We start from the raw sequence: 23101 nt of genomic DNA on the forward strand, positions 1-23101 counted from the left end.
TCGACATGATCAAGCGTATTGCGCAAACCGCAGGTTTCAGCGGGCTGCTGGCCGCCCTGTTGCTGACCCTGCTGCAAAGTTTCTGGGTGTCACCGCTGATTCTGCAGGCCGAAACCTACGAAAAATCCGAGCCGGCCGCGGTTGAAGTCCACGAGCACGCCGCCGGTGTCGCCGCTCACACTCACGACGCCGAAGCCTGGGAGCCGGAAGACGGCTGGCAGCGCCTGCTGTCGACCACGGGTGGCAATCTGGTGGTGGCTGTCGGTTTCGCCCTGATGCTCGCCGGTCTCTACACCTTGCGTGCACCGACCAAAACCTCTCAGGGCCTGCTCTGGGGCCTGGCCGGTTACGCGACCTTCGTGCTCGCGCCGACCCTCGGCCTGCCGCCTGAACTGCCGGGCACTGCCGCGGCTGATCTGGCCCAACGGCAACTCTGGTGGATCTGTACGGCCGCTTCCACCGCCGCCGGCATTGCGTTGATTGTGTTCAGCCGCCACTGGCTGATGAAGATCCTCGGCGTGGCGATTCTCGCCGTTCCGCACGTAGTCGGCGCGCCACAACCGGAAGTGCACTCGATGCTCGCTCCGGAAGCCCTCGAAGCGCAGTTCAAAATCGCTTCGCAGTTGACCAACATCGCGTTCTGGCTGGCCCTGGGCCTGATCAGCGCCTGGTTGTTCCGCCGCAAAAGCGATGGCCAATACCACGCATGATTGATACCTGCACGGCGCCGACTTTAGTGGTCGGCCTGGGCTGCCAGCGCGGCTGCCCCGCCAGCACGCTGCGGGCGTTACTCGATCAGGCACTGCAGGCTCATAAAATCGGACTTCACCAGATCAAGGCCCTGGCCAGCATCGACCTGAAGCGTGATGAGCCTGGCCTGGTCGAACTCGCCGAACAACTCGCGTTGCCGCTGATGTATTTCAGCAGTGAGCAATTGAAAGGTTACAAACCGCAACTCAGCCACCATTCGGACATCGCGTTCGAACGCACCGGCTGCTACGGCGTGGCGGAAAGTGCCGCCCTGGCCCTGGCCGAACACCTGGCCAAGGCACCGGCGAAACTGCTGATTTCACGACAAAAATATGCCCAGGCCACCCTCGCATTGGCCTGCGTTGCGTAAGATCCCCGATAATCCCCACCTCCGATCATGAGCAATCTTCATATCAAGCGTTGCCCGAGCCCTTTTTCCAACAGACTCTTTATTCAAAGGAACGGACGATGACCGTCTACTTCATTGGCGCAGGTCCCGGCGACCCGGAACTGATCACCGTCAAAGGCCAACGGCTGATTCGCAGTTGCCCGGTGATCATCTATGCCGGCTCTTTGGTGCCTGCCGCGGTGCTCGAAGGCCATTGTGCCGAACAGGTGGTCAACAGCGCTGAATTGCACCTGGAGCAGATCATCGAACTGATCAAGACCGCCCACGCCAACGGTCAGGACGTCGCGCGGGTGCATTCCGGTGATCCGAGTCTTTATGGGGCGATTGGTGAGCAGATTCGCTATCTGCGTGAACTCGGGATTGCGTTTGAAATCGTTCCCGGGGTCACGGCGACGGCGGCGTGTGCGGCGCTCTTGGGGGCGGAACTGACGCTGCCCGACGTCTCACAGAGTGTGATTCTGACCCGCTATGCCGACAAGACCGTGATGCCGGCCGGTGAAGAACTGGGGAGCCTGGCGCAGCATGGGGCGACCATGGCGATTCATTTGGGCGTGCAGCATCTGGAAAAGATCATCGCCCAATTGCTGCCGCATTACGGCGCAGACTGCCCGATCGCGGTGATTCACCGAGCGAGCTGGCCGGATCAGGATTGGGTGGTGGGGACGATTGAGGACATTGCCGGGAAGGTTGCGGCGAAAGGGTTTCGGCGTACGGCGTTAATTCTGGTGGGCCGGGTGTTGGGAAGTGATCAGTTCAGCGAGTCGTCGCTGTATCGCGCGGGGCATGCGCATCTCTACAGGCCCTGAGCCAAGCACAACGCTGAGATAAGTGGCTCTGTGGTGAGGGGATTTAGCGAAACGTCGCACCGCCCCGTTCGGCGGCGAAGCCGTCGCTAAACCTGATTGCGAGGTGCACCCGGAAGAATGCAGGGGGCCGCTTCGCTGCCCAACGGGGATAAATCCCCTCGCCACAGGTAAGTCCATTCACTCACAGATAATCGATCACCCATAAAAAAACGGCACTCACGGGTGCCGTTTTTTCATTTCGCAGCGAACACCTTAGTAGTAGGCGTTTTCTTTCTGCGTGTGGTCAGTCACATCGCGTACACCCTTGAGCTCGGGAATGCGCTCGAGCAAGGTGCGCTCGATGCCTTCGCGAAGGGTGACGTCTGCCTGGCCACAGCCCTGGCAGCCGCCGCCGAACTTCAGCACCGCGATGCCGTCTTCGACCACATCGATCAGGCTGACCTGACCGCCGTGGCTGGCCAGCCCCGGGTTGATCTCGGTTTGCAGGTAATAGTTGATACGCTCGTTGACCGGGCTGTCGGCGTTGACCATCGGCACTTTGGCGTTGGGCGCCTTGATCGTCAGCTGGCCGCCCATGCGGTCGGTGGCGTAGTCGACAACCGCGTCGTCCAGGAAAGCTTCGCTGAACGAATCGATGTAAGCGGTGAAGCTTTTCAGCCCCAGCGCGGTGTCTTCAGGTTTCTCTTCGCCCGGCTTGCAGTAGGCAATGCAGGTTTCGGCGTACTGGGTGCCAGGCTGGGTGATAAAGACGCGGATGCCGATACCCGGGGTGTTCTGCTTGGAGAGCAGATCAGCCAGATAATCGTGGGCGGCGTCAGTGATGGTAATAGCGGTCATGGAAACTCCTCGCAGGCTTGGGCGCAGTTTACGCCAATCATCGCGCCGTACAAAGTCCTAGTATTTTTGTCGGGAAAGAGCCGGAACAACGTTGCTTGCCGATTCGCCGTCAATCCAGCCTTTAAGCCACCGATAGCTGCTTTTTTCCACAAATTCGTAACTTGCCCAGGAGGCCACACCGATGGTCAGCACGCAAACAGCGAACATCACGTAGGGATTTACCCCATAACGCTGTGCGAAAAATCCGCCGGCAGACAGCACCAGCACGTGCATCAGGTACACCGAGTAGGAACAATCGCCGAGCACCTTGAACAGCCGGGTGTTCTCGAAAAAGCGTTCCAGCGCCATGCACGCCATCACCAGCACCGCACTGGGCACGCCCCAGGCGATGAAACGTGGCTGCGGTGCCAGGTTATAAATCGCCAGCAATGCGCCGCCAATCCCCAGCAAGGGCAGCCAGAAACCGGGTTTGATCCAGCCGCGCCGGTAAATCATGCCGATGGCGATCCCCAGCAGAAACTCATAAACAATGTCCGAATGGTAGAACTCGCTGATCCAGCCATATCCGGTCCAGGCCTGACACACCACAAACAACAGCGCGCCAACAATCAGCAGCCGAACCTGCAAGCGAAACAGCAATGCCCAGGCAAACAGCACGTAGAAGAGCATTTCGTAGTTCAGCGTCCAGCCGACATTAAGCGTCGGATAAATCCCGTAGCCGCCGGGGTTTTCCGTGGGAATGAACAACAGCGACAGCAGGAAATGCGACCAGTCGATCGTCTGATCCGGCAATACAGGCTGTGCGAACACGACCACCAGCGCCATCAGCACCGTGTACAGCCAGTACGCCGGAACGATGCGAAACAGTCGATACAGAAGAAACCGCCCGGGCGGCAGCGATTTGCCTTCGGTGGACAGGAAGATCACCAGCCCGCTGATGACAAAGAAGATATCAACGCCCACCGCGCCCTTATCGATGAACATCTGCCCCACCGGGCCACGGGCCTGGAAGTCGAAGAAAATCTGCATAAAATGGTGGCAGACCACCGTCCAGGCCGCGACGGCGCGCAGTGCCTGTACTGAAATCAACATGGTGGCCCTCCGATCGCTAATCTCCAAACCACCACACATCCGCTGTGGGAGCGAGCCTGCTCGCGATAGCGGAGTGTCAGTCGATATTGATTTGCCTGATACACCGCTATCGCGAGCAGGCTCGCTCCCACAAGGGATTGGCGGTGCCTATGAAATCCGACACCTGCTCACCCTTAAAGGTCGATCAAAGATTCTCGTACCGGTTCATGTCCAGCACGCCCTCTTCCACCGGCTCGGTTTCGTGGATGTAGCGGCTCAGGTCATGGAAGTAGAACCAGAACTGCGGATGGCTGCGGCGAATACCCCAGCGCTCGACGATTTTCTCGAAACGGTGCGCGTCCTTGGCGTTTTCCATGGCATCGACGAACGCCGGCACCTGGTCGGCCGGAATGTTGAACATGAAATTCGGATAGCTGCTGAGCACGCCCGGAAAAATCGTCACGGTGTCGAGCCCTGGCTGATAACGCCGCGACTCACCGAGCAGGAACGCCACATTGCTGTGGGCCCGGTTGCGCAACAGGCTGTAGACCTCGCGCTTGCCGCTCGCCGTCTCGATGCGCAGCATGGTCGCCTCCGGCAACTGATCGATGACCTTCAAACCCGCCGCCGGGCGTGACGTCAGGCGACTCAAGGCCTGCTCGGCACTCTGCAATGCCGGGTCGATGTTCGGCCGCGAGCAGTAAGCGCCATCGCAGCGGTTGATTGGATCGGGCCTGGCATTGAGTTCGCCGTAACGGGTCAACAACTGCATCGCGAAGTCGCGTTTGGGATCTTTCTCATCCAGTTTCAGCGCCGTTGGCGTGTCGTTGTCGATGGCTTCGTAATCCAGCCACATCTTGAATTGGCCGCCGGCCTGATACCAATCGTTGAGGTAATCGTCCCGTGAATCGGCCGGCATCAGGCGCAGGAAATTCTGCTCTGCGCCGTTGCGGATCAGGTCGAAATACAGGCGCGTCTGCGCTTGGTGCGACACGTTGCCGAACACGTCGAAGTTGACCGCCAACTGATAATACGTGCGCTCCAACAGCGGAAAGTCGAACAGCCAGAGGGTTTGCGGCACGTCGCCGATCAGGCCTTTGTTTACCGAAGCACTGTCGAAATGCCGAAAGATGCTCAACAGCGCGTTGTCATTGCCCGCCCACAAGGTCGACCAACTCGGTGCTGGCAATTCCCCGTAATTGTCTCGACGCAGCGCTTCGTACTCGTTGCGTTTGTTGCGGTAGTCATGCCACAGGCTCAGGACGCTGCCCACATCGTCGTTCTGCCCCGGCATCGCCAGCAACGGCGTGGCCTGGCCGCGGTAGTTCGGGTCGGTGATGTAGAGGTCGTGTTCCGGCGCCTGGAACAGTGCCCAGAAGTGATCACGGATCACGTCGGTAGCAATCTGGCCACGGCAGACCGGCCCACGAATGAAGGTGCGCACAAAGTATTCGGCGTTATCGAGCATGAACTGATAACGCGCCTGCGCCGGGATCGCTTCGAAAGTGGTGAACGGATTGGCCCGGCGTTCCGGACCGTACCCCGGCAAGGCGTTGACCTGCCATTGACCGTTGTAAAACAGGCTTTTGATCCGCGCCATCTTCGCTGCGCTCAGCGGATAGGTGATGTGGGTCTTGTGCACGATTACGCCTTGCACCGGCCACAAGCGGTAATACACCTGAGTGCCCGGATCGTCGTTCGGGCGCCGGGTATTGATCAGATCGATCGGCTGGCCAGTCGGGGTTCGCGAACGGACCCACTGGAAGAAGTGCCCCGGCTCGCCGTCCTTGAAATAGAGATGAGCGAGGAACCAATGCTCGAATAACCAGCGGCCGACCAGGCTTTGTCTGGCACCCGGCGAATTGAGCAGATTTTCCCACTGCACCACCTGTAACGCTTCTTTCGCTGAAGGCACCAGGCCTTGCTCATCAATGGGCGCGCCGGAGGCCAGCCAGCGTTGCAGCGTCTGGTATTGCTGGTCGGTCAGGCCGGTGACCGCCAGCGGCATGCCTTCTTTCGGATGGGTGCTGGCGTAGCCGCCGAACTCCGCCGGCATGGCGCACATGTTTTCCCGGTTCAAGCCCAGGACGATGTCTTGCGGCAACTTGGCATTGGGTTGCAGCGGGGTTGTGTGGCCCAGCTCCAGCATTCGCGCCATCAAAGCAGCCTGGCTGCCTTGGGCGTCAAGGACCGAATAGAAGCCCTTCTGCTGCCAGGCGCGTTTACCGAACGCGTCATAAAACAACCGGGTCGGCGCGGCGGCCTGGCTGCGTTCGCCATCGTAGACCGGGGATTTGGTCGCGCCACGCGACACCCCTTCACCGCTGCCCAGATTGAGCTGACAGGCGGAGTCGTAGCAGGCATGGCAGGCCACGCACTTTTCGGTGAAGATCGGTTGGATATCCTGCGTGTAGGAAATCGCCGGACCTTGCGCAACGGCACCCCAGCTTAAAAGCAGCATAAATATGCTGGTGATGACGCGATACGACATGTCCCTGATCCTGATCCTGAAAAAACGCCGCGATTCTACCGGGCCAGCACGCGCCCCAACATGAGCGATATTCATGAAAAACCGGGACATGCTCTAAAACCGCACAGGTTTGCTATTATCCCGGCCCTTCGTCATGGTCTTTTCGAGTAGTCCCAATGTCCGATCGCAGTGTTCGCCTTCAAGCTCTCAAGCACGCCCTCAAAGAGCGCATCCTGATTCTCGATGGCGGCATGGGCACGATGATCCAGAGCTACAAGCTCGAAGAGCAGGATTACCGGGGCAAACGCTTCGCCGACTGGCCGAGCGACGTCAAGGGCAACAACGACCTGCTGGTGCTGACCCGCCCTGACGTGATTGGCGGCATCGAGAAAGCCTACCTGGATGCCGGCGCCGACATTCTGGAAACCAACACCTTTAATGCCACCCGGATTTCCATGGCCGATTACGGCATGGAAGAGCTGGCCTACGAACTGAACGTAGAAGGTGCCCGCCTGGCGCGCAAGGTCGCCGATGCGAAAACCCTGGAGAACCCGGACAAGCCGCGCTTCGTTGCCGGCGTCCTCGGCCCGACCAGCCGCACCTGCTCGCTGTCGCCGGACGTGAACAACCCCGGCTATCGCAACGTGACCTTCGATGAACTGGTGGAAAACTACACCGAGGCCACCAAAGGCCTGATCGAAGGTGGCGCCGACCTGATCCTGATCGAAACCATTTTCGACACACTGAACGCCAAAGCGGCGATCTTCGCCGTGCAAGGGGTGTTCGAAGAGCTGGGCGTCGAACTGCCGATCATGATCTCCGGCACCATCACCGACGCCTCCGGCCGCACCCTGTCCGGCCAGACCACCGAAGCGTTCTGGAACTCGGTGGCCCATGCCAAGCCAATCTCCGTCGGCCTGAACTGCGCCCTCGGTGCCAGTGAGTTGCGTCCGTACCTGGAAGAGCTGTCGAACAAGGCCGGCACCCACGTTTCGGCGCACCCGAACGCCGGCCTGCCGAACGAATTCGGCGAATACGACGAATTGCCGTCGGAAACCGCCAAGGTCATCGAGGAGTTCGCCCAGAGCGGCTTCCTCAACATCGTCGGCGGCTGCTGCGGCACCACGCCGGGCCACATCGAAGCCATCGCCAACGCCGTGGCCGGTTATGCGCCACGTGTTATTCCGGAAATCCCGAAGGCTTGCCGCCTCTCCGGTTTGGAACCGTTCACCATCGATCGCAGTTCGTTGTTCGTCAACGTCGGCGAGCGCACCAACATCACTGGTTCCGCCAAGTTCGCCCGGCTGATCCGTGAAGACAATTACACCGAAGCGCTGGAAGTCGCCCTGCAACAGGTTGAAGCCGGCGCGCAGATCATCGACATCAACATGGACGAGGGGATGCTCGATTCGAAGAAGGCCATGGTGACCTTCCTCAATCTGATTGCCGGTGAACCGGACATCTCCCGCGTGCCGATCATGATCGACTCCTCGAAGTGGGAAGTGATCGAAGCCGGCCTGAAATGCATTCAGGGCAAGGGCATCGTCAACTCGATCAGCATGAAAGAAGGCGTCGAGCAATTCATTCACCACGCCAAACTGTGCAAGCGCTACGGTGCCGCAGTCGTCGTGATGGCGTTCGACGAAGCCGGCCAGGCCGACACCGAAGCGCGCAAGAAAGAAATCTGCAAACGCTCCTACGACATTCTGGTCAACGAAGTCGGCTTCCCGCCGGAAGACATCATCTTCGACCCGAACATCTTTGCCGTGGCCACCGGCATTGAAGAACACAACAACTACGCCGTGGACTTCATCAACGCCTGCGCCTACATCCGCGACGAGCTGCCGTACGCGCTGACCTCGGGCGGCGTTTCCAACGTGTCGTTCTCGTTCCGTGGCAACAACCCGGTGCGCGAGGCGATTCACTCGGTGTTCCTGCTGTATGCGATCCGCAACGGCCTGACCATGGGCATCGTCAACGCCGGCCAGCTGGAGATCTACGACCAGATCCCGGCCGAGCTGCGCGACGCGGTTGAAGACGTAGTACTCAACCGCACTCCGAACGGCACTGACGCCCTCCTCGCCATTGCCGACAAGTACAAGGGCGACGGCAGCGTCAAGGAAGCCGAGACCGAAGAGTGGCGCAACTGGGACGTCAACAAGCGTCTGGAGCATGCGCTGGTCAAGGGCATCACCACGCACATCGTTGAAGACACCGAAGAATCGCGCCAGTCGTTCGCCCGCCCGATCGAAGTGATCGAAGGCCCGCTGATGTCCGGCATGAACATCGTCGGCGACCTGTTCGGTGCCGGCAAAATGTTCCTGCCGCAAGTAGTGAAATCCGCTCGTGTGATGAAGCAAGCCGTAGCCCACTTGATCCCGTTCATCGAGCTGGAAAAAGGTGACAAGCCGCAAGCCAAGGGCAAGATCCTGATGGCCACGGTGAAAGGCGACGTGCACGACATCGGCAAGAACATCGTCGGCGTGGTGCTGGGTTGTAACGGCTACGACATCGTCGACCTCGGCGTGATGGTCCCGGCGGAGAAGATCCTGCAGGTTGCCAAGGAGCAGAAGTGCGACATCATCGGCCTGTCCGGTCTGATCACGCCTTCGCTGGATGAAATGGTCCACGTCGCCCGTGAGATGCAGCGTCAGGACTTCCATTTACCCCTGATGATCGGTGGCGCGACCACTTCCAAGGCGCACACGGCGGTGAAGATCGAGCCGAAGTACAGCAACGATGCGGTGATCTACGTCACCGACGCCTCCCGCGCCGTGGGCGTGGCGACGCAGTTGCTGTCCAAGGAATTGAAACCGGCGTTTGTCGAGAAGACCCGCCTGGAATACATCGACGTTCGCGAGCGCACCGCCAACCGCAGCGCCCGCACCGAACGCCTGAGCTACCCGGCCGCCATCGCCAAGAAGCCGCAGTTCGACTGGAGCGCCTATGAGCCGGTCAAACCGACCTTTACCGGATCGCGTGTGCTGGACAACATTGATCTGAAGGTGCTGGCCGAGTACATCGACTGGACGCCGTTCTTTATCTCCTGGGACCTGGCCGGCAAGTTCCCGCGCATCCTCACGGACGAAGTGGTCGGTGAAGCCGCCACCGCGCTGTACGCCGACGCCCAGGAAATGCTTGCCAAACTGATCGACGAAAAACTCATCAGCGCCCGCGCAGTGTTTGGCTTCTGGCCGGCCAACCAGGTGCGCGAGGATGACATCGAAGTCTATGGCGATGACGGCAAGCCACTGGCCAAGCTGCATCACCTGCGTCAACAAATCATCAAGACCGACGGCAAGCCAAACTTCTCCCTCGCCGACTTCGTCGCGCCGAAGGACAGCGAAATCACCGACTACGTAGGTGGCTTCATCACCACCGCCGGCATCGGTGCAGAAGAAGTGGCCAAGGCCTATCAAGACGCTGGCGACGATTACAACTCGATCATGGTCAAGGCTCTGGCCGACCGTTTGGCCGAGGCCTGCGCCGAATGGCTGCACCAGCAAGTGCGTAAAGACTACTGGGGTTACGCCAAGGATGAGACGCTCGACAACGAGGCGCTGATCAAAGAGCAATACACCGGCATCCGCCCTGCTCCCGGCTATCCGGCCTGCCCGGATCACACCGAGAAAAGCACCCTGTTTGCCTTGCTCGACCCTGAAGCCAGCGAAATGCAGGCTGGCCGCAGCGGTGTGTTCCTCACCGAGCACTACGCAATGTTCCCGGCAGCGGCGGTCAGCGGCTGGTATTTCGCTCACCCGCAGGCGCAATATTTTGCGGTAGGCAAGATCGACAAAGACCAGGTGCAGAGCTACACGTCGCGTAAAGGGCAGGAATTGAGCGTGACTGAGCGGTGGCTGGCACCGAACCTCGGTTACGACAACTAACCCAGTGTCATGGCCACAATACTGTGGCCAACAGAGATCCCCTGTGGGAGCGGGCTTGCTCGCGAAGACGGTGTAACAGTCAGCGAAAGTGTTGGATGTTACGGCCCCCTCGCGAGCAAGCCCGCTCCCACAGTTGTTTTGGGTCGTTCACAAATGTGCGGATCAACCCGCTCCCACATTTGGTTTGTGCATGCCGGGGATTGTCTATGCTTAGCTCTCACACATAAGTGACGAGGGGTTTATGGACGATCCAGTCGACAACAAGCCGCCGAGCTTCTGGCAGATGCTGCACAGTGTCATGGCTGCGGCGTTCGGGGTGCAGAGCGGGAAGAACCGGGCGCGGGATTTCACCCACGGCAAGCCGAGTCATTTCGTGATTCTGGGGATTCTGTTCACGGCGGTGTTTGCCCTGACGCTGTTTGGCATCGTGCAATTGGTGGTGCATCTGGCGGGACGTTAGTGCATCAGGGTTTTCAGGCTGAACGGATAGCGATAGGACGTCGGCCGCCCCTTGGCCGACAAGCGACGGAAGTTCACCCCGTAATTCGGCGATGCGCCCATGGCCAGCAACCGCTTGGCCTGGGCCTTGTCGATCAATTGCAGTAACGGAATCAGCCGGTCGCGCCCGCCGTACTGGTCCAGGTCCACGCCCTGTTCATGGTCATGCAACTCCACGAGCGCCCAACCGCCCAACGTGAAGTGTCCGCCCAACAATACGCTCAAGCGCCCGTCAACCATCGCCTGCAACGCGGCGGGCGACGCGTTCACTCCGCTGAACAACGCATCTTTGCCGGGCACTCCACCCGTCTCCGAATACGCCTGCATGGCGCCAAACGCCATTTCGTCATTGGCCGACCACACCAGCGAGACCTTCGGATAACGCCGGAACAGCAATTTGGCTTGTTCATAGGCCCGGCCCTGGGTCCAGCCGCCGTAAACCAGTTGGCGCAAACGCACTTCAGGGTGCTCGGCCAAGGCGCGCATCATGCCTTGCTCGCGCAACTGCGCCGACGGTGTGATCTTCAAGCCGGAAAACGCCAGTAGCTCGATGACCTCGCCGGGCGCTACCGGGGGATGCTGGCGGATCAGATCCTTGAGCATCAGGTAACCGCCCTCCTCGTCGTTCGGCACCAGGCTGCCCAATCGATCGGAGCGTTCGCCCAACAGACTCAGCTGGTTGGCCGTCAGCGCAGCGTTGACCGTGAACAGTTTGACCCCGCTGCCTTGGGCCAGACGCAAAATTTGCGGAGCGACATACTGTTCGTTGACGAACACCAGATAGTCCGGACGATCAGGACCTTGCAGCGCAAGACGGGCTTGCGCCACGGTGAGTTCGGGCATGCGTTGGGAATAGAGAATCCGCAGATCGATGCCCAGATCCGTGGCAGCCGCCTGCATAAATTGCGAATAGCTGACCCAGAAGGTTTCATCCGTCTTCCCGGGATTCAGGAACAACACCGATTCCGCATGCGCAGCAGGGCCGTAAGCCGCGCCAAGCATCAGCAAGAAGGTGTAGAAAAACTTCAACATTAACGTCCGAGCCCCCGAAATTTCGCCGCGCATTATAGCCAGCGAAGCCCCGGAAAACGGCGTTTATTCCGGCTTTTGTCCGACAATCGTCGGAACCGGGCCCGGACGGGGTCGGTTATTGATGGCTGACCCAAAATACCGCAGTGCCCACGACCAGGATGATCAGGAACAGAATCGCCCAAGCATCGACCGTGCTGTCAGGCTTTGTCGCTTTGGTAGGGTTGCTCATTGCATCGCCTCTTGTCGGTTTTATCGGTGATTGCATAAAGACTCGACCACAGTAAAGACGACGATTGCCCGCACGACAAATACGGGTTTATCAATAACGGCTCTCGTTAGTCGTTTTGGTTCTTTACATATACTCAAACATCACTTTTGCGCATAACTGCAAACTGGTATCTTGCCCCGGCTCCATAGGGAGTGCGCGGCCGTGCGCGCAGAATTGCCGAGGCAGTACCGGAGACCTCCAGGCGAAAAAACGCAACGGGATCCGACCGGCCCAAGCCTGAGAACAGGACTTATATGTACGTATATGACGAGTACGATCAGCGGATCATCGAGGACCGCGTCAAGCAGTTCCGTGATCAGACCCGACGCTATCTGGCAGGCGAGCTGAGCGAAGAAGAATTCCGCCCCCTGCGCCTGCAAAACGGGCTTTATATCCAACGCTTCGCGCCGATGTTGCGGGTGGCGGTGCCTTACGGCCAACTGACTTCGCGCCAGACGCGAATGATGGCCAAGATCGCCCGCGACTACGACAAGGGCTATGCCCACATCAGCACCCGGCAGAACGTGCAGTTCAACTGGCCGGCGCTGGAAGACATCCCGGACATTCTCGCTGAGCTGGCCACCGTGCAGATGCACGCGATCCAGACCAGCGGCAACTGCCTGCGCAACGTCACCACCGACCAGTTCGCCGGTGTCGCGGCCGATGAGCTGATCGACCCGCGCCCATGGTGCGAGATCGTTCGCCAGTGGACCACGTTCCACCCTGAATTCGCTTACTTGCCGCGCAAGTTCAAGATCGCCATCAACGGTTCGACCTCCGACCGTGCCGCCATCGAAGTCCATGACATCGGCCTTGAGCCGGTGCACAACGCCGCTGGCGAACTGGGTTTCCGTGTGCTGGTCGGTGGTGGCCTCGGCCGTACGCCGGTGGTGGGCGCGTTCATCAATGAATTCCTGCCGTGGCAAGACCTGTTGAGCTACCTCGACGCCATCCTGCGGGTCTACAACCGCTATGGCCGTCGTGACAACAAGTACAAGGCGCGGATCAAGATTCTGGTGAAGGCCCTGACGCCTGAAGTCTTCGCGCAGAAAGTCGACGCGGAAATGGAACACCTTCGCGGTGGCCAGACCACGCTGACCGAAGCCGAAGTGCATCGCGTCGCCAAACACTTCGTCGATCCGGACTACAAGGCCCTGGATAACCAGGCTGCCCAACTGGCCGAGCTCGACAAGGAACACCCGGGTTTCGCGCGCTGGCGTACCCGCAATACCCTGGCCCACAAGAAGCCAGGTTATGTGGCGGTGACCCTGTCCCTGAAGCCGACCGGCGTTGCACCGGGCGACATCACCGACAAGCAGCTCGACGCCGTCGCCGACCTGGCCGATCGCTACAGCTTCGGTCAACTGCGCACCTCCCACGAACAGAACATCATTCTGGCCGACGTTGAACAGACCCAACTGTTCGCGATGTGGGGCGAGTTGCGCGAGCAAGGTTTCGCCACGCCGAACATCGGCTTGCTGACCGACATCATCTGCTGCCCCGGCGGCGATTTCTGCTCGCTGGCCAACGCCAAGTCGATCCCTATCGCGGAGTCGATCCAGCGTCGTTTCGAAGACCTGGACTACCTGTTCGACATCGGCGAGCTTGACCTGAACATCTCCGGCTGCATGAACGCCTGTGGTCACCACCACGTCGGCCACATCGGTATCCTCGGGGTGGACAAGAAAGGCGAAGAGTTCTATCAGGTATCCCTCGGTGGCAGCGCCAGCCGCGATGCCAGCCTGGGCAAGATCCTCGGCCCGTCCTTCGCCCAGGAAGCCATGCCTGATGTGATCGAGAAGCTGATCAACGTGTACATCGAACAACGTACCGAAGACGAGCGTTTCATCGATACTTATCAGCGTATTGGCATCGACCTCTTCAAGGAGCGCGTCTATGCAGCGAATCATTAAGAACAACGAAGTCGTCGACGAAACCTGGCACTTGCTGCCCAAGGACTTCAACATCGACGAGATCAGCAACTGCGACGACCTGATCGTCCCGCTGACGCTATGGCGTGAACACAGTCGCATGCTCAAGGCCCGCGATGGCGGCTTGGGCGTGTGGCTGGATGCCGATGAAGAAGCCGAAGAAATCGGTGACGACGTCGATCAGTTCCAGGTGATTGCCCTGAATTTCCCGGCCTTCACCGATGGTCGCAACTACTCCAACGCCCGTCTGCTGCGTGACCGCTACGGCTTCAAAGGCGAACTGCGGGCGATCGGCGATGTGCTGCGCGACCAGTTGTTCTACCTGCATCGCTGCGGTTTCGACGCATTTGCCATTCGCGCCGATAAAGACCCGTACGAAGCCCTTGAAGGCCTCAAGGACTTCTCGGTGACCTATCAGGCCGCCACCGACGAACCGCTGCCGCTGTTCCGTCGCCGCTGATCGTCACACCTTGAACCCCTCCCGGGGTTCAAGGTTCTCCCTTTACGGCGCGTCTATCGGAAACGGCTGCCCCAAGGCCACCCAATCCCGATAAAGCCGGGCACGGCCTTCAAGTGCCGTGAACAGCGTAAACGGATTTTCCGGGTCGACCTGAGCCTCTTCAATTTCCTGAACCAGTTGTGCCCATAGCACCTCTGACGCATCGGCGTCGCCGAGAAGTCGCCACATCCTTGCCTGTAGCGCCAGATAGTCGACCCGGAAATCCGCCGTCAGACTCAGTCCATCCGCTATTCTCAAGAACCGGTCGCCATGGGGCCTGGCTGCCAGTCTCTGCCATGTCAATACTCGGGCTTCCCGTTGCCCGCTATCGCCTTCGCGCAACCAATCGATGGGGTTGCCGTAATTGGGGCCGGGTTCGCTTAACCACAGGTTGATTCCTGTTCGCCGCCGGTGGTCCACAAGACGCAACAGGGTGTCCTCGTCCGTTAACTGATTGCCCTGCAACAGCACGCGATCCCTGGCGATAGCTTGATTCAGCACCGGCCGGGGAACCCGGTTTATCCAGTTATTGCGCAAGTCCAGGCTCAGCAGATAAGGCTCGTCCATAATCCCGACCGGACAAGATCTGATCCGGGTACGTCTCAAGTCGAGCCAGCGCAAGTCGTTCATTCCCAGCACCAAAGGCGGGACACCTAGCGGGTTATCGCTCAAAACCAGGGTGCGTAAACGGGTCAGGTCAGTCAGTTGAGCAGCCGCGGGCTCACTGAAAGTCAGGTTTGTCGACCTGAGATTCAGCGTAGTGAGATGCCGCATCTGATTGATTGCAGGAGGCAGGGAGCGTTGTGCGTCGCCGCCTGGGTTGAAGTGACTCAGGTCGACATTTTCCAGATTCAGCACTTCAAGATTTGGAAAGCTTTGAAGAAACCCGTTCAGGCTTTCGTCTACGGTCAGGTGGAAGCTACGCATCGATAACTCAAGAACGTCGTTGAACCGAACATTCAAATCGGGTAGCCGGTGGTAATTCTCGAAGTCGAGATCCAGCTTGACGCCGCGTATCTGATCCCCTGCCGGGAGAACATCCTGCGGCGGTCTGCGCTGTTGCCAAATGTCGACCAACTGCTCCGCCAACTCATTTCGAATGGCACGTTCGTTTTGTATTTCAATCTGCTCCAGCTGAGCGTTATAGGCTTCGATTTGGGCAGCGTTCAGTCCCGCCGCTGCGGGATCATTCGCGTTCAGAAAATCGATATCCATGTCATGGACGTCGTCCTCCACCTGATTTACCCAGGCGGTCAGGTCGGTGTCGAGTTGCTGCAGCTGTTGCTTCAACCACTCAATGTGAGTCTGTGCGTTTACGCCTTCCCGTTGCAGAACCGCATCCGCCTGGGCATCGGTGAACTCCGGATAGACCTCTTTGAGTTGCAGCCGCATCATCTGGTGCGTCAGCGCCTCGGACTGGGGCGTTGACGGAAAGCCGCCGCCTCTGAGTCCCTGCGGCTCGAAGGGTAACCGGGCGTCCATTCTCCCGAGGCCGAGTCTGAATTCTGACCGGGGTAATGCCTGATCACTGATTTTCAGCCGCAATTCACTGGCCGGATCAAGCGATACCAAATGCAACGCTGAACGCTCGTCTTCTGACAGCACACCCAGCAGCGCTTGGTAGAAGTCAGTCTGCATGCCGTGATGCAGGTAGTGATCGCTGGTCTTGATCAGGTGTCGGACGTTCGTTGCGTCAAGTGGACCGATGCGGTCCAGCACTCTTCCGATGGCGGTTTGATCGAGCACATCGATCCGAAGGCTTTTCGGCCAACCGGGCAGATTCTGGAGTGAGTGCAAAGCCAGTGTGTCCGACTCCGGATTAACGACGGAACGAAGATATAGGCCTTCATAGGCTCGATTGAGCCGCACATGCTGCTGGTATTGCCGTGCCTTGCCGTCCAGGCGTGCGAACACTTGCCTGACCTCCGTCACGTTGGGCGCCGCTTGGATATTCACGCCGTAGCGGTCGAGCATTTGTTCAATGGCGTTTTTGGGCAGTCCCGGATATTCGCGTTGAAACAGCCGAACCCACTCATGCTCCGAGTGTTGAAGCGCTGCGTAACGGCTGTTGAACGGCTCGGCTGCGCCGCCCGGACCAAGCTCCTGATCGATCTTGAAGCGACTGATGGTGTCAGCCAGCAGAGGCGTCGGTGGATGCCCTGTCTGCATCAGCCGCAACATATCGTCGTCTATCGCGCTGACTTTGCCGATCTGTGCCAGGACGTCATCACTGAAAGACGCCACGGACGGGCCGATGCCGCGGATCAGCTCGACCCGTGTCGGCAGTGCCAGGCTCGTTGGGTGTGGCGCTGAGGCAACGGATATTTCCGTCGCAGGTCTCACACCTTCTTCTGAATGGGCGACCGCGGTTTCACCCTTCAGCGCCACCTCAGCGGCTATCGGCAGCGCATTCAGCAAACCGAACACGGTGCGCGTCACGCCTTCCGACCGTTCGCGCGGGGTTTCACCGTTTACTGCCTGATCAAGACCGTAACCGGCGTCAATAAGCCCGGCCAGCGCCAATACGCCTTCGCCTCCCGGAACGAACAACGCCAAGGGCGCGAACCGGTTGATCCATTGCACCACCGGTTCGACAACCGCACTTAAATTGTCACGATTGACCTGTGCATCGGTACGAATGCTTTTGATACTGGCGCGGGCCGCTTGCTTCATGGTCAGCACCAGTTGCGCAAACGGATCGGTCGCCGATGGGGGATCGTCGTAGCCAATGTAATCGGCGGGGCTCCAGTAACCGTCGTTATTGAAAAAACCGGCGTTGCTGGTCAACCGGTGTATCGCGGGGTATTGCGCCATGCCGTCCAGTGCCGTGAGCACGCCCGCATGAAACGTACCGTCCTCGCGATCATCTTCGGCAAAATGGGCGGCCAACGCCTGTTTTGTCTCGCTGGGCTTGCCCTGCTCGACAACCCATTGGTGCAGTTGAGTGGCATCGGTGAATTCGTGCAGCGGGGAAGAGTTGCCCGGGATGTACAACAGCACCCGGGATCCGGAAGTATCACGGAACGCCCAGATATCTGTTGCGGTGTAACGGTATAGCTTCAAACGGCCGGCCCTGACGGACAACGGGGTGTGCGTCGCCGCTTGCAGTTGTTCGATGGTCAGCGTTTGCCATGTCTGACCGGGCGGCAAGCCAGCCGCTTGCATCGCGAGTTCAAGTCCTTTTTGAGACAGGCATCGTTCCTTGAACTGCAACCAGGCCGTCATTACGAACGCAGCTTTGACCGATGTCCTCAAGGCGTACGGTCTGGACGCCATGAGCATCTCGTCAGAAGGCCAGGCCTGATCAAGATAGGCCTCGTATACGCGCTTGAAGTCCAGCTCCCAGATCCATTTCTTGAAGTCGGCCGGCCTCAGTTTCAATTGTGAGGCGGGACCGTAAGTCTGCGGAGTTGTTTGCCGATAGATGCCTTCATAGGTTTCGTGATTGCCGCTGCCGTGATCGGCGAACTCGTCGACATGCTCGACAATCCGCACCGTCGGTCCGACGTCTGGCGGTGTGTACAGACCAAAGGCGGTCTCGGCAAAACGCCCGTCCCCAACCGTCTGATAATTTGAAAGCAGCGCTTGCAGCAGCGACCGCGAGCTCGCCACCTGGCCCTGCTGGAAACCGTTCTCCTCTGGGTGGCCCTTGTAGTGGTAATCGAGGGTGACCATCAGCGTCGTCTGCGGGTCAATGTCCTGCCCCCATTTTTCCTTGATCAGACGTTCGCCCCATTGGCCGGGCGTTTGTGGAATGGCGATGTCCAGCGCAGCTTTCAGTTCGTCGCGCATTCGCAGCGACGGGGCCGGATGAGGACCGGCAACGTGGTGAAGGAGATCATTCATGGCGCAATCCATTGCAGTCAATTCAGGTCTGTCACCCTACCCGACCTGACTCCAAACGAAAGCGCGACCGATCGACAATGGCATTAGGAAAATTCGTTATTTACGCAAGAAGCATGAACACGTTCTGAAGGCCAAAAAAAACCGTGGGCATTCCACGGTTTTTTTACTGACGGTGATGCCTGGGACGATTACCAGAAACGTTGCTGGGTCAACCGGCTCCACCAGCTCAGCAAGACGCGATCGACCGAACCACTGGCCGCCATGCCGATGCGCTCCTGAAGGCTTTTACGTTCGGCGTAATGCAAGTGGTACAGCTCGGACTTCTTCGCCCGTTCTGCGAGGTATTCGTCACTGGTCTTGAGCTCGTCCACCAGCTGTTTGTCCAACGCAGCGATGCCGAGCCAGATTTCGCCGGTGGCGACCTCGTCGATGGCCAGTTGCGGGCGATAACGCGAAACGAAGTTCTTGAACAGCTGATGGGTGATGTCCAGGTCTTCCTGAAACTTCTCGCGGCCCTTCTCGGTGTTTTCGCCAAACACGGTCAAGGTGCGCTTGTATTCGCCGGCGGTTAGAACTTCGAAGTCGATATCGTGTTTTTTCAGCAAGCGATTGACGTTGGGCAACTGCGCCACGACGCCGATAGAACCCAGGATTGCGAACGGGGCGCTGATGATCTTCTCGCCGATGCACGCCATCATGTAGCCGCCGCTGGCCGCGACCTTGTCGATGCAAATGGTCAACGGCACACCCGCATCGCGAATGCGCGCCAGTTGCGAAGACGCCAGGCCGTAGCTGTGAACCATGCCGCCGCCGCTTTCCAGACGCAGCACAACTTCATCCTTTGGCGTCGCCAACGTCAACAGCGCGGTGATCTCGTGGCGCAGGCTTTCAGTGGCCGACGCCTTGATGTCGCCGTCGAAATCCAGCACGAACACCCGTGGCTTGGCCTCGGGTTTCTTCTTTTGCTTTTTATCGGTTTTAGCCTGGGATTTGCGCAAGGCCTTGAGCTGGTCCTTGTCGAGCAAGGTTTGCTCCAGGCGTTCACGCAGCTCTTTGTAGAAATCATTCAGTTTACTGACTTGCAACTGCCCGGCCGACTTGCGCCGCCCCTTGCTGCGCAACGCCGCGAAACTGGCCAGGACCACCAGAATGGCGATCACCAGTGTCACGGTCTTGGCCAGGAAACTGGCGTATTCGGACAAAAACTCCACAGTGACTCCTTCAAAAACGATGCGCAGCCTGATAAACGCGCGGGATAACTCAAGCATACCCATGCTCCGCCTCGGCGGCCAGCCGTGAAACCTCTGGCAACAAGCCTGTAACGGGCATTTCAAACAAGCGTATGTTTTTTCATTGACAGCTCACTGCCATACTCATAACCTCGCCAGACCTTCAACGTACCGGGATGACGCGGACGTGGGCAGCATCTACTTGATTCGACATGGCCAGGCCTCCTTTGGTGCAGACGACTATGACGTCCTGTCGCCGACCGGTGTTCGCCAGGCAGAAATCCTCGGCAAGCACCTTGCCGAGCTGGGTGTCAGCTTCGACCGATGCCTTTCGGGCGACCTGCGCCGCCAGCAGCATACGGCCACCAGCGCGCTGGAACAGTTCGCTGCCGTGGGCCTGCCGGTGCCGACCCTGGAAATCGATTCCGCCTTCAACGAATTCGACGCCGACGCGGTGATCCGCGCGCTGCTGCCAGCCATGCTGGAGGATGAACCCGAAGCACTGGAGATCCTGCGCAACGCCGCGCAGAACCGCGCCGAGTTCCAGCGCATCTTTGCCCTGATCATCGAACGCTGGCTTGCCGGCACCTATGACACGCCGGGGCTTGAAAGCTGGCTGGGCTTTGTCGAACGCGTGCAGGCCGGTCTTCACCGCATCCTCGAAAGCGCCGACAACACCCAGAAAATCGCCGTGTTCACCTCCGGCGGCACCATCACTGCCCTGCTCCACCTCATTACGCAAATGCCGGCACGGCAGGCATTTGAACTGAACTGGCAAATCGTCAACACCTCGCTCAACCTGCTGAAGTTTCGTGGTCGCGAGGTAGCACTGTCTTCTTTCAACAGTCATGCGCACTTGCAACTGTTGAAGGCACCGGAACTCATCACGTTTCGCTGAGTCCGGACTATTGTGACCCTGGCTGTAATCACCAGCTGTAATTACCCTGCTCTTATTACCCAAGAAAGGATCGAACCATGACCTCCGTAGCTGATGCCGTACAAGCAATGAAAGCCAAGTTCAACCCAGCCGCCGCTGCCGGTCTGGACCTGGTATTCGGTTTCCGCATCGACGACACCAAGAACTTCTCGCTGATCGTCAAAGACAGCACCTGCGAGCTGCAAGAAGGCGAAAACCCTGATGCCCAGGTCACTCTGGTGATGGACGGCGATACCCTGCAAGGCATCGTCGACGGTTCGACCGACGGCATGCAAGCGTTCATGGGCGGCAAACTGCGCGCTGAAGGCGACATGATGCTGGCCATGAAACTGTCCGAGCTGTTCCCGGCCTAAGCGCGCCGCTCCCGGTCTTCGGGAGCACGTCTGGCTGCAAACGAATCCCGCCCCTCGAGGCGGGATTCGTCGTTTTCTGCCTCCGGAAAACGGCTACCTGTGGATTCACCGTCTATATTCCTTCTGGCCGCATGCGTCAGACATCGGCTGCTTGCCTCCCAAATGAATTGCGTGGAGCACTGCCATGAGCCCACCTGACGACCACGACGGTTTCAATCGCCGACGTGTACTGCAAGGCCTTTCGGCAGGTGCCGTCGGTGCCTGGATCAGCCCGCTATTCGCAGGGAGTAAAACCATGCCCGATGCCCCCGCCGACCTCATTCTGTACAACGGACGCCTGCACACTGTCGATCGCAAGAAACCCCAGGCCAGCGCCGTCGCGATCAAGGACGGACGCTTCGTGGTGGTCGGCAGCGACGCCCAGGCCATGGCGCTGCAGGGCCCCGGCACGCAGATCATCGACTTGCATGGCCGCACGGTGATCCCCGGCCTCAACGACTCGCACCTGCACCTGATCCGCGGTGGCCTGAACTACAACCTCGAACTGCGCTGGGAAGGCGTGCCGTCACTGGTCGATGCCTTACGCCTGCTCAAGGACCAGGCCGACCGCACGCCGACGCCACAATGGGTGCGAGTAGTCGGTGGCTGGAACGAATTCCAGTTCGCCGAAAAACGCCTGCCGACGATTGATGAGCTGAACAAGGCTGCGCCGGATACCCCGGTGTTTGTTCTGCACTTGTACGATCGCGCCCTGCTCAACCGCGCCGCGCTGAAAGTGGTCGGTTACACCCGTGACACGCCAAACCCGCCGGGCGGAGAAATCCAGCGTGACGCCAACGGCGATCCCACTGGCATGCTGATCGCCCGCCCGAACGCGATGATTCTCTACTCGACCCTCGCCAAGGGACCGAAATTGCCACTGGAGTATCAGGTCAATTCGACCCGCCAGTTTATGCGCGAACTCAATCGCCTCGGCGTGACCAGCGCCATCGATGCCGGCGGCGGTTATCAGAATTACCCGGACGACTATCAGGTCATCCAGCAACTGGCCAAAGACCAGCAGCTCACGGTGCGCATCGCCTACAACCTGTTTACGCAGAAGCCCAAGGAAGAGCTGACCGATTTCAAAAACTGGACCAGCACTTCCCATTACGGCCAGGGCGACGACTTCCTGCGACACAACGGTGCGGGGGAAATGCTGGTGTTCTCGGCGGCGGACTTCGAGGATTTCCTCGAACCGCGCCCGGACCTGCCGCAAACCATGGAACAGGAGCTGGAACCGGTGGTGCGCCATCTGGTGGAGCAACGCTGGCCATTCCGCCTGCATGCCACCTACAACGAATCCATCAGCCGCATGCTCGATGTATTCGAGAGGGTCAATCGCGACATTCCGTTCGATGGTTTGCCGTGGTTCTTCGATCACGCGGAAACCATCACACCGCAGAACATCGAGCGGGTGAAAGCCTTGGGCGGCGGCATCGCCATCCAGGATCGCATGGCCTTTCAGGGCGAATATTTCGTCGACCGTTATGGTGCCAAAGCCGCCGAAAACACGCCACCGATCGCGCGCATGCTCGCCGAAGGCCTTCCGGTCGGCGCCGGCACCGACGCCACGCGGGTGTCCAGCTACAACCCGTGGACTTCGATGTACTGGCTGGTCAGCGGCCGCACCGTCGGCGGACTGGAGCTGTACCCGCAAGGCTTGAGCCGCGATACGGCGCTGGAGCTGTTCACCCACGGCAGCGCCTGGTTTTCCTCCGAACAAGGCAAGAAAGGCCAGATCAAGGTCGGGCAACTGGCGGATCTGATTGCACTGTCGGCGGACTACTTCCACATCGACGATGAAGCGATCAAATGGATCGAGTCGGTGTTGACCATCGTCGACGGCAAGATCGTCTATGGCGCCGTCGAGTTCGAAAAACTCGGGCCGCCGCCCGTGCCGGTGGTGCCGGAATGGTCGCCCGTGGCCAAGGTGCCAGGCCATTGGAAGCCCATGGCGCCGCTGACGGCGCAGATGCATCAATGCGTCGGCGCGTGCGCGGTGCATGCGCATAGTCATGAGCGGGCACGGTTGTCGTCAGCCCCTGTCAGTGATTTCCAGGGATTCTGGGGGGCGTTTGGCTGTTCCTGTTTCGCGTTTTGAACAAAGACCTCACCAACACCGACTATCCCCTGTGGGAGCGGGCTTGCTCGCGAACGCGTCTTGTCAGCCGACATCAATGCTGAATGACAGGATGCCTTCGCGAGCAAGCCCGCTTCCACAGGGGTACTGCATCGA

Annotated in this window: 16 protein-coding genes; 10 read left to right on the forward strand and 6 right to left on the reverse strand. The window is 59.3% G+C overall.

Going from position 1 to position 23101, the window contains the following annotated elements:
- The first annotated feature begins 5 nt into the window (after positions 1 to 5).
- From DJ564_RS18130 to cobM, 3 genes are all read left to right on the forward strand, one after another.
- Positions 6 to 710, forward strand: coding sequence for a CbtA family protein (locus DJ564_RS18130; protein WP_109632083.1), 705 nt, complete (start codon positions 6 to 8; stop codon positions 708 to 710).
- Positions 707 to 1120, forward strand: a complete 414-nt coding sequence (locus DJ564_RS18135; protein ID WP_109632085.1) for a cobalamin biosynthesis protein — start codon at positions 707 to 709, stop codon at positions 1118 to 1120. The genes DJ564_RS18130 and DJ564_RS18135 overlap by 4 nt, the downstream gene beginning before the upstream one ends.
- 98 nt (positions 1121 to 1218) lie before the next feature.
- Complete coding sequence (gene cobM / locus DJ564_RS18140) at positions 1219 to 1965, forward strand: precorrin-4 C(11)-methyltransferase (protein WP_109632086.1); 747 nt, start codon at positions 1219 to 1221, stop codon at positions 1963 to 1965.
- 252 nt (positions 1966 to 2217) lie between these two features.
- Here the strand turns inward: cobM and nfuA are convergent, their stop codons facing one another.
- The 3 genes from nfuA to DJ564_RS18155 form a co-directional block, all read right to left on the reverse strand.
- The gene (nfuA, locus tag DJ564_RS18145; RefSeq protein ID WP_007898222.1) at positions 2218 to 2802 is read right to left on the reverse strand and encodes a Fe-S biogenesis protein NfuA; all 585 of its coding nucleotides are present in this window, start codon (positions 2800 to 2802) and stop codon (positions 2218 to 2220) included.
- Positions 2803 to 2859: 57 nt separating this feature from the next.
- A complete protein-coding gene (locus DJ564_RS18150; protein WP_109632088.1) occupies positions 2860 to 3894 on the reverse strand; it encodes an acyltransferase in 1035 nt (344 codons plus the stop codon).
- A 184-nt stretch (positions 3895 to 4078) separates the two neighbouring features.
- Positions 4079 to 6364 (reverse strand): fatty acid cis/trans isomerase, encoded by a 2286-nt coding sequence (locus DJ564_RS18155; RefSeq protein WP_109632089.1) that lies wholly within the window; start codon positions 6362 to 6364, stop codon positions 4079 to 4081.
- 155 nt (positions 6365 to 6519) lie between these two features.
- On the opposite strand from DJ564_RS18155, the gene metH reads away from it, so the two are divergent.
- Together metH and DJ564_RS18165 are read left to right on the forward strand one after the other, a co-directional pair.
- Positions 6520 to 10230, forward strand: coding sequence for a methionine synthase (metH, locus tag DJ564_RS18160; protein WP_109632091.1), 3711 nt, complete (start codon positions 6520 to 6522; stop codon positions 10228 to 10230).
- A 241-nt stretch (positions 10231 to 10471) separates the two neighbouring features.
- Complete coding sequence (locus tag DJ564_RS18165) at positions 10472 to 10690, forward strand: DUF2970 domain-containing protein (RefSeq protein WP_109632093.1); 219 nt, start codon at positions 10472 to 10474, stop codon at positions 10688 to 10690.
- Here DJ564_RS18165 and DJ564_RS18170 read toward each other — a convergent pair.
- Positions 10687 to 11760 carry an ABC transporter substrate-binding protein gene (locus DJ564_RS18170; protein WP_109632095.1) on the reverse strand — a complete coding sequence of 358 codons (1074 nt, stop codon included), beginning with the start codon at positions 11758 to 11760 and terminating at the stop codon, positions 10687 to 10689. The two genes, DJ564_RS18165 and DJ564_RS18170, sit on opposite strands and share 4 nt — an antisense overlap.
- Positions 11761 to 12282: 522 nt before the next feature.
- Between DJ564_RS18170 and DJ564_RS18175 the strand changes: the two genes are divergently transcribed.
- Complete coding sequence (locus DJ564_RS18175) at positions 12283 to 13941, forward strand: nitrite/sulfite reductase (protein ID WP_109632097.1); 1659 nt, start codon at positions 12283 to 12285, stop codon at positions 13939 to 13941.
- Positions 13925 to 14419 (forward strand): DUF934 domain-containing protein, encoded by a 495-nt coding sequence (locus DJ564_RS18180; protein WP_109632099.1) that lies wholly within the window; start codon positions 13925 to 13927, stop codon positions 14417 to 14419. Before DJ564_RS18175 ends, DJ564_RS18180 begins: the two co-directional genes overlap by 17 nt.
- 42 nt (positions 14420 to 14461) lie before the next feature.
- Here DJ564_RS18180 and DJ564_RS18185 read toward each other — a convergent pair whose 3' ends face one another.
- Both DJ564_RS18185 and sohB read right to left on the reverse strand, forming a co-directional pair.
- Positions 14462 to 18304 carry a dermonecrotic toxin domain-containing protein gene (locus DJ564_RS18185; RefSeq protein WP_109632101.1) on the reverse strand — a complete coding sequence of 1281 codons (3843 nt, stop codon included), beginning with the start codon at positions 18302 to 18304 and terminating at the stop codon, positions 14462 to 14464.
- Between the two features lie 188 nt (positions 18305 to 18492).
- Complete coding sequence (gene sohB / locus DJ564_RS18190) at positions 18493 to 19515, reverse strand: protease SohB (RefSeq protein ID WP_010460936.1); 1023 nt, start codon at positions 19513 to 19515, stop codon at positions 18493 to 18495.
- Positions 19516 to 19720: 205 nt separating this feature from the next.
- On the opposite strand from sohB, the gene DJ564_RS18195 reads away from it, so the two are divergent.
- The 3 genes from DJ564_RS18195 to DJ564_RS18205 all read left to right on the forward strand — a co-directional run bounded on the left by DJ564_RS18195 (position 19721) and on the right by DJ564_RS18205 (position 22966).
- Positions 19721 to 20431 (forward strand): histidine phosphatase family protein, encoded by a 711-nt coding sequence (locus tag DJ564_RS18195; RefSeq protein WP_109632102.1) that lies wholly within the window; start codon positions 19721 to 19723, stop codon positions 20429 to 20431.
- Between the two features lie 77 nt (positions 20432 to 20508).
- Entirely contained in the window at positions 20509 to 20823 is a 315-nt protein-coding gene (locus DJ564_RS18200) for an SCP2 sterol-binding domain-containing protein (RefSeq protein ID WP_109632104.1), read from the forward strand.
- A gap of 295 nt (positions 20824 to 21118) precedes the next feature.
- Entirely contained in the window at positions 21119 to 22966 is a 1848-nt protein-coding gene (locus DJ564_RS18205; protein ID WP_109636085.1) for an amidohydrolase, read from the forward strand.
- Positions 22967 to 23101 lie beyond the last annotated feature (135 nt).

Origin of the sequence: Pseudomonas sp. 31-12 (genome assembly GCF_003151075.1) — a bacterium.
In the GTDB taxonomy this organism is placed as follows: domain Bacteria; phylum Pseudomonadota; class Gammaproteobacteria; order Pseudomonadales; family Pseudomonadaceae; genus Aquipseudomonas.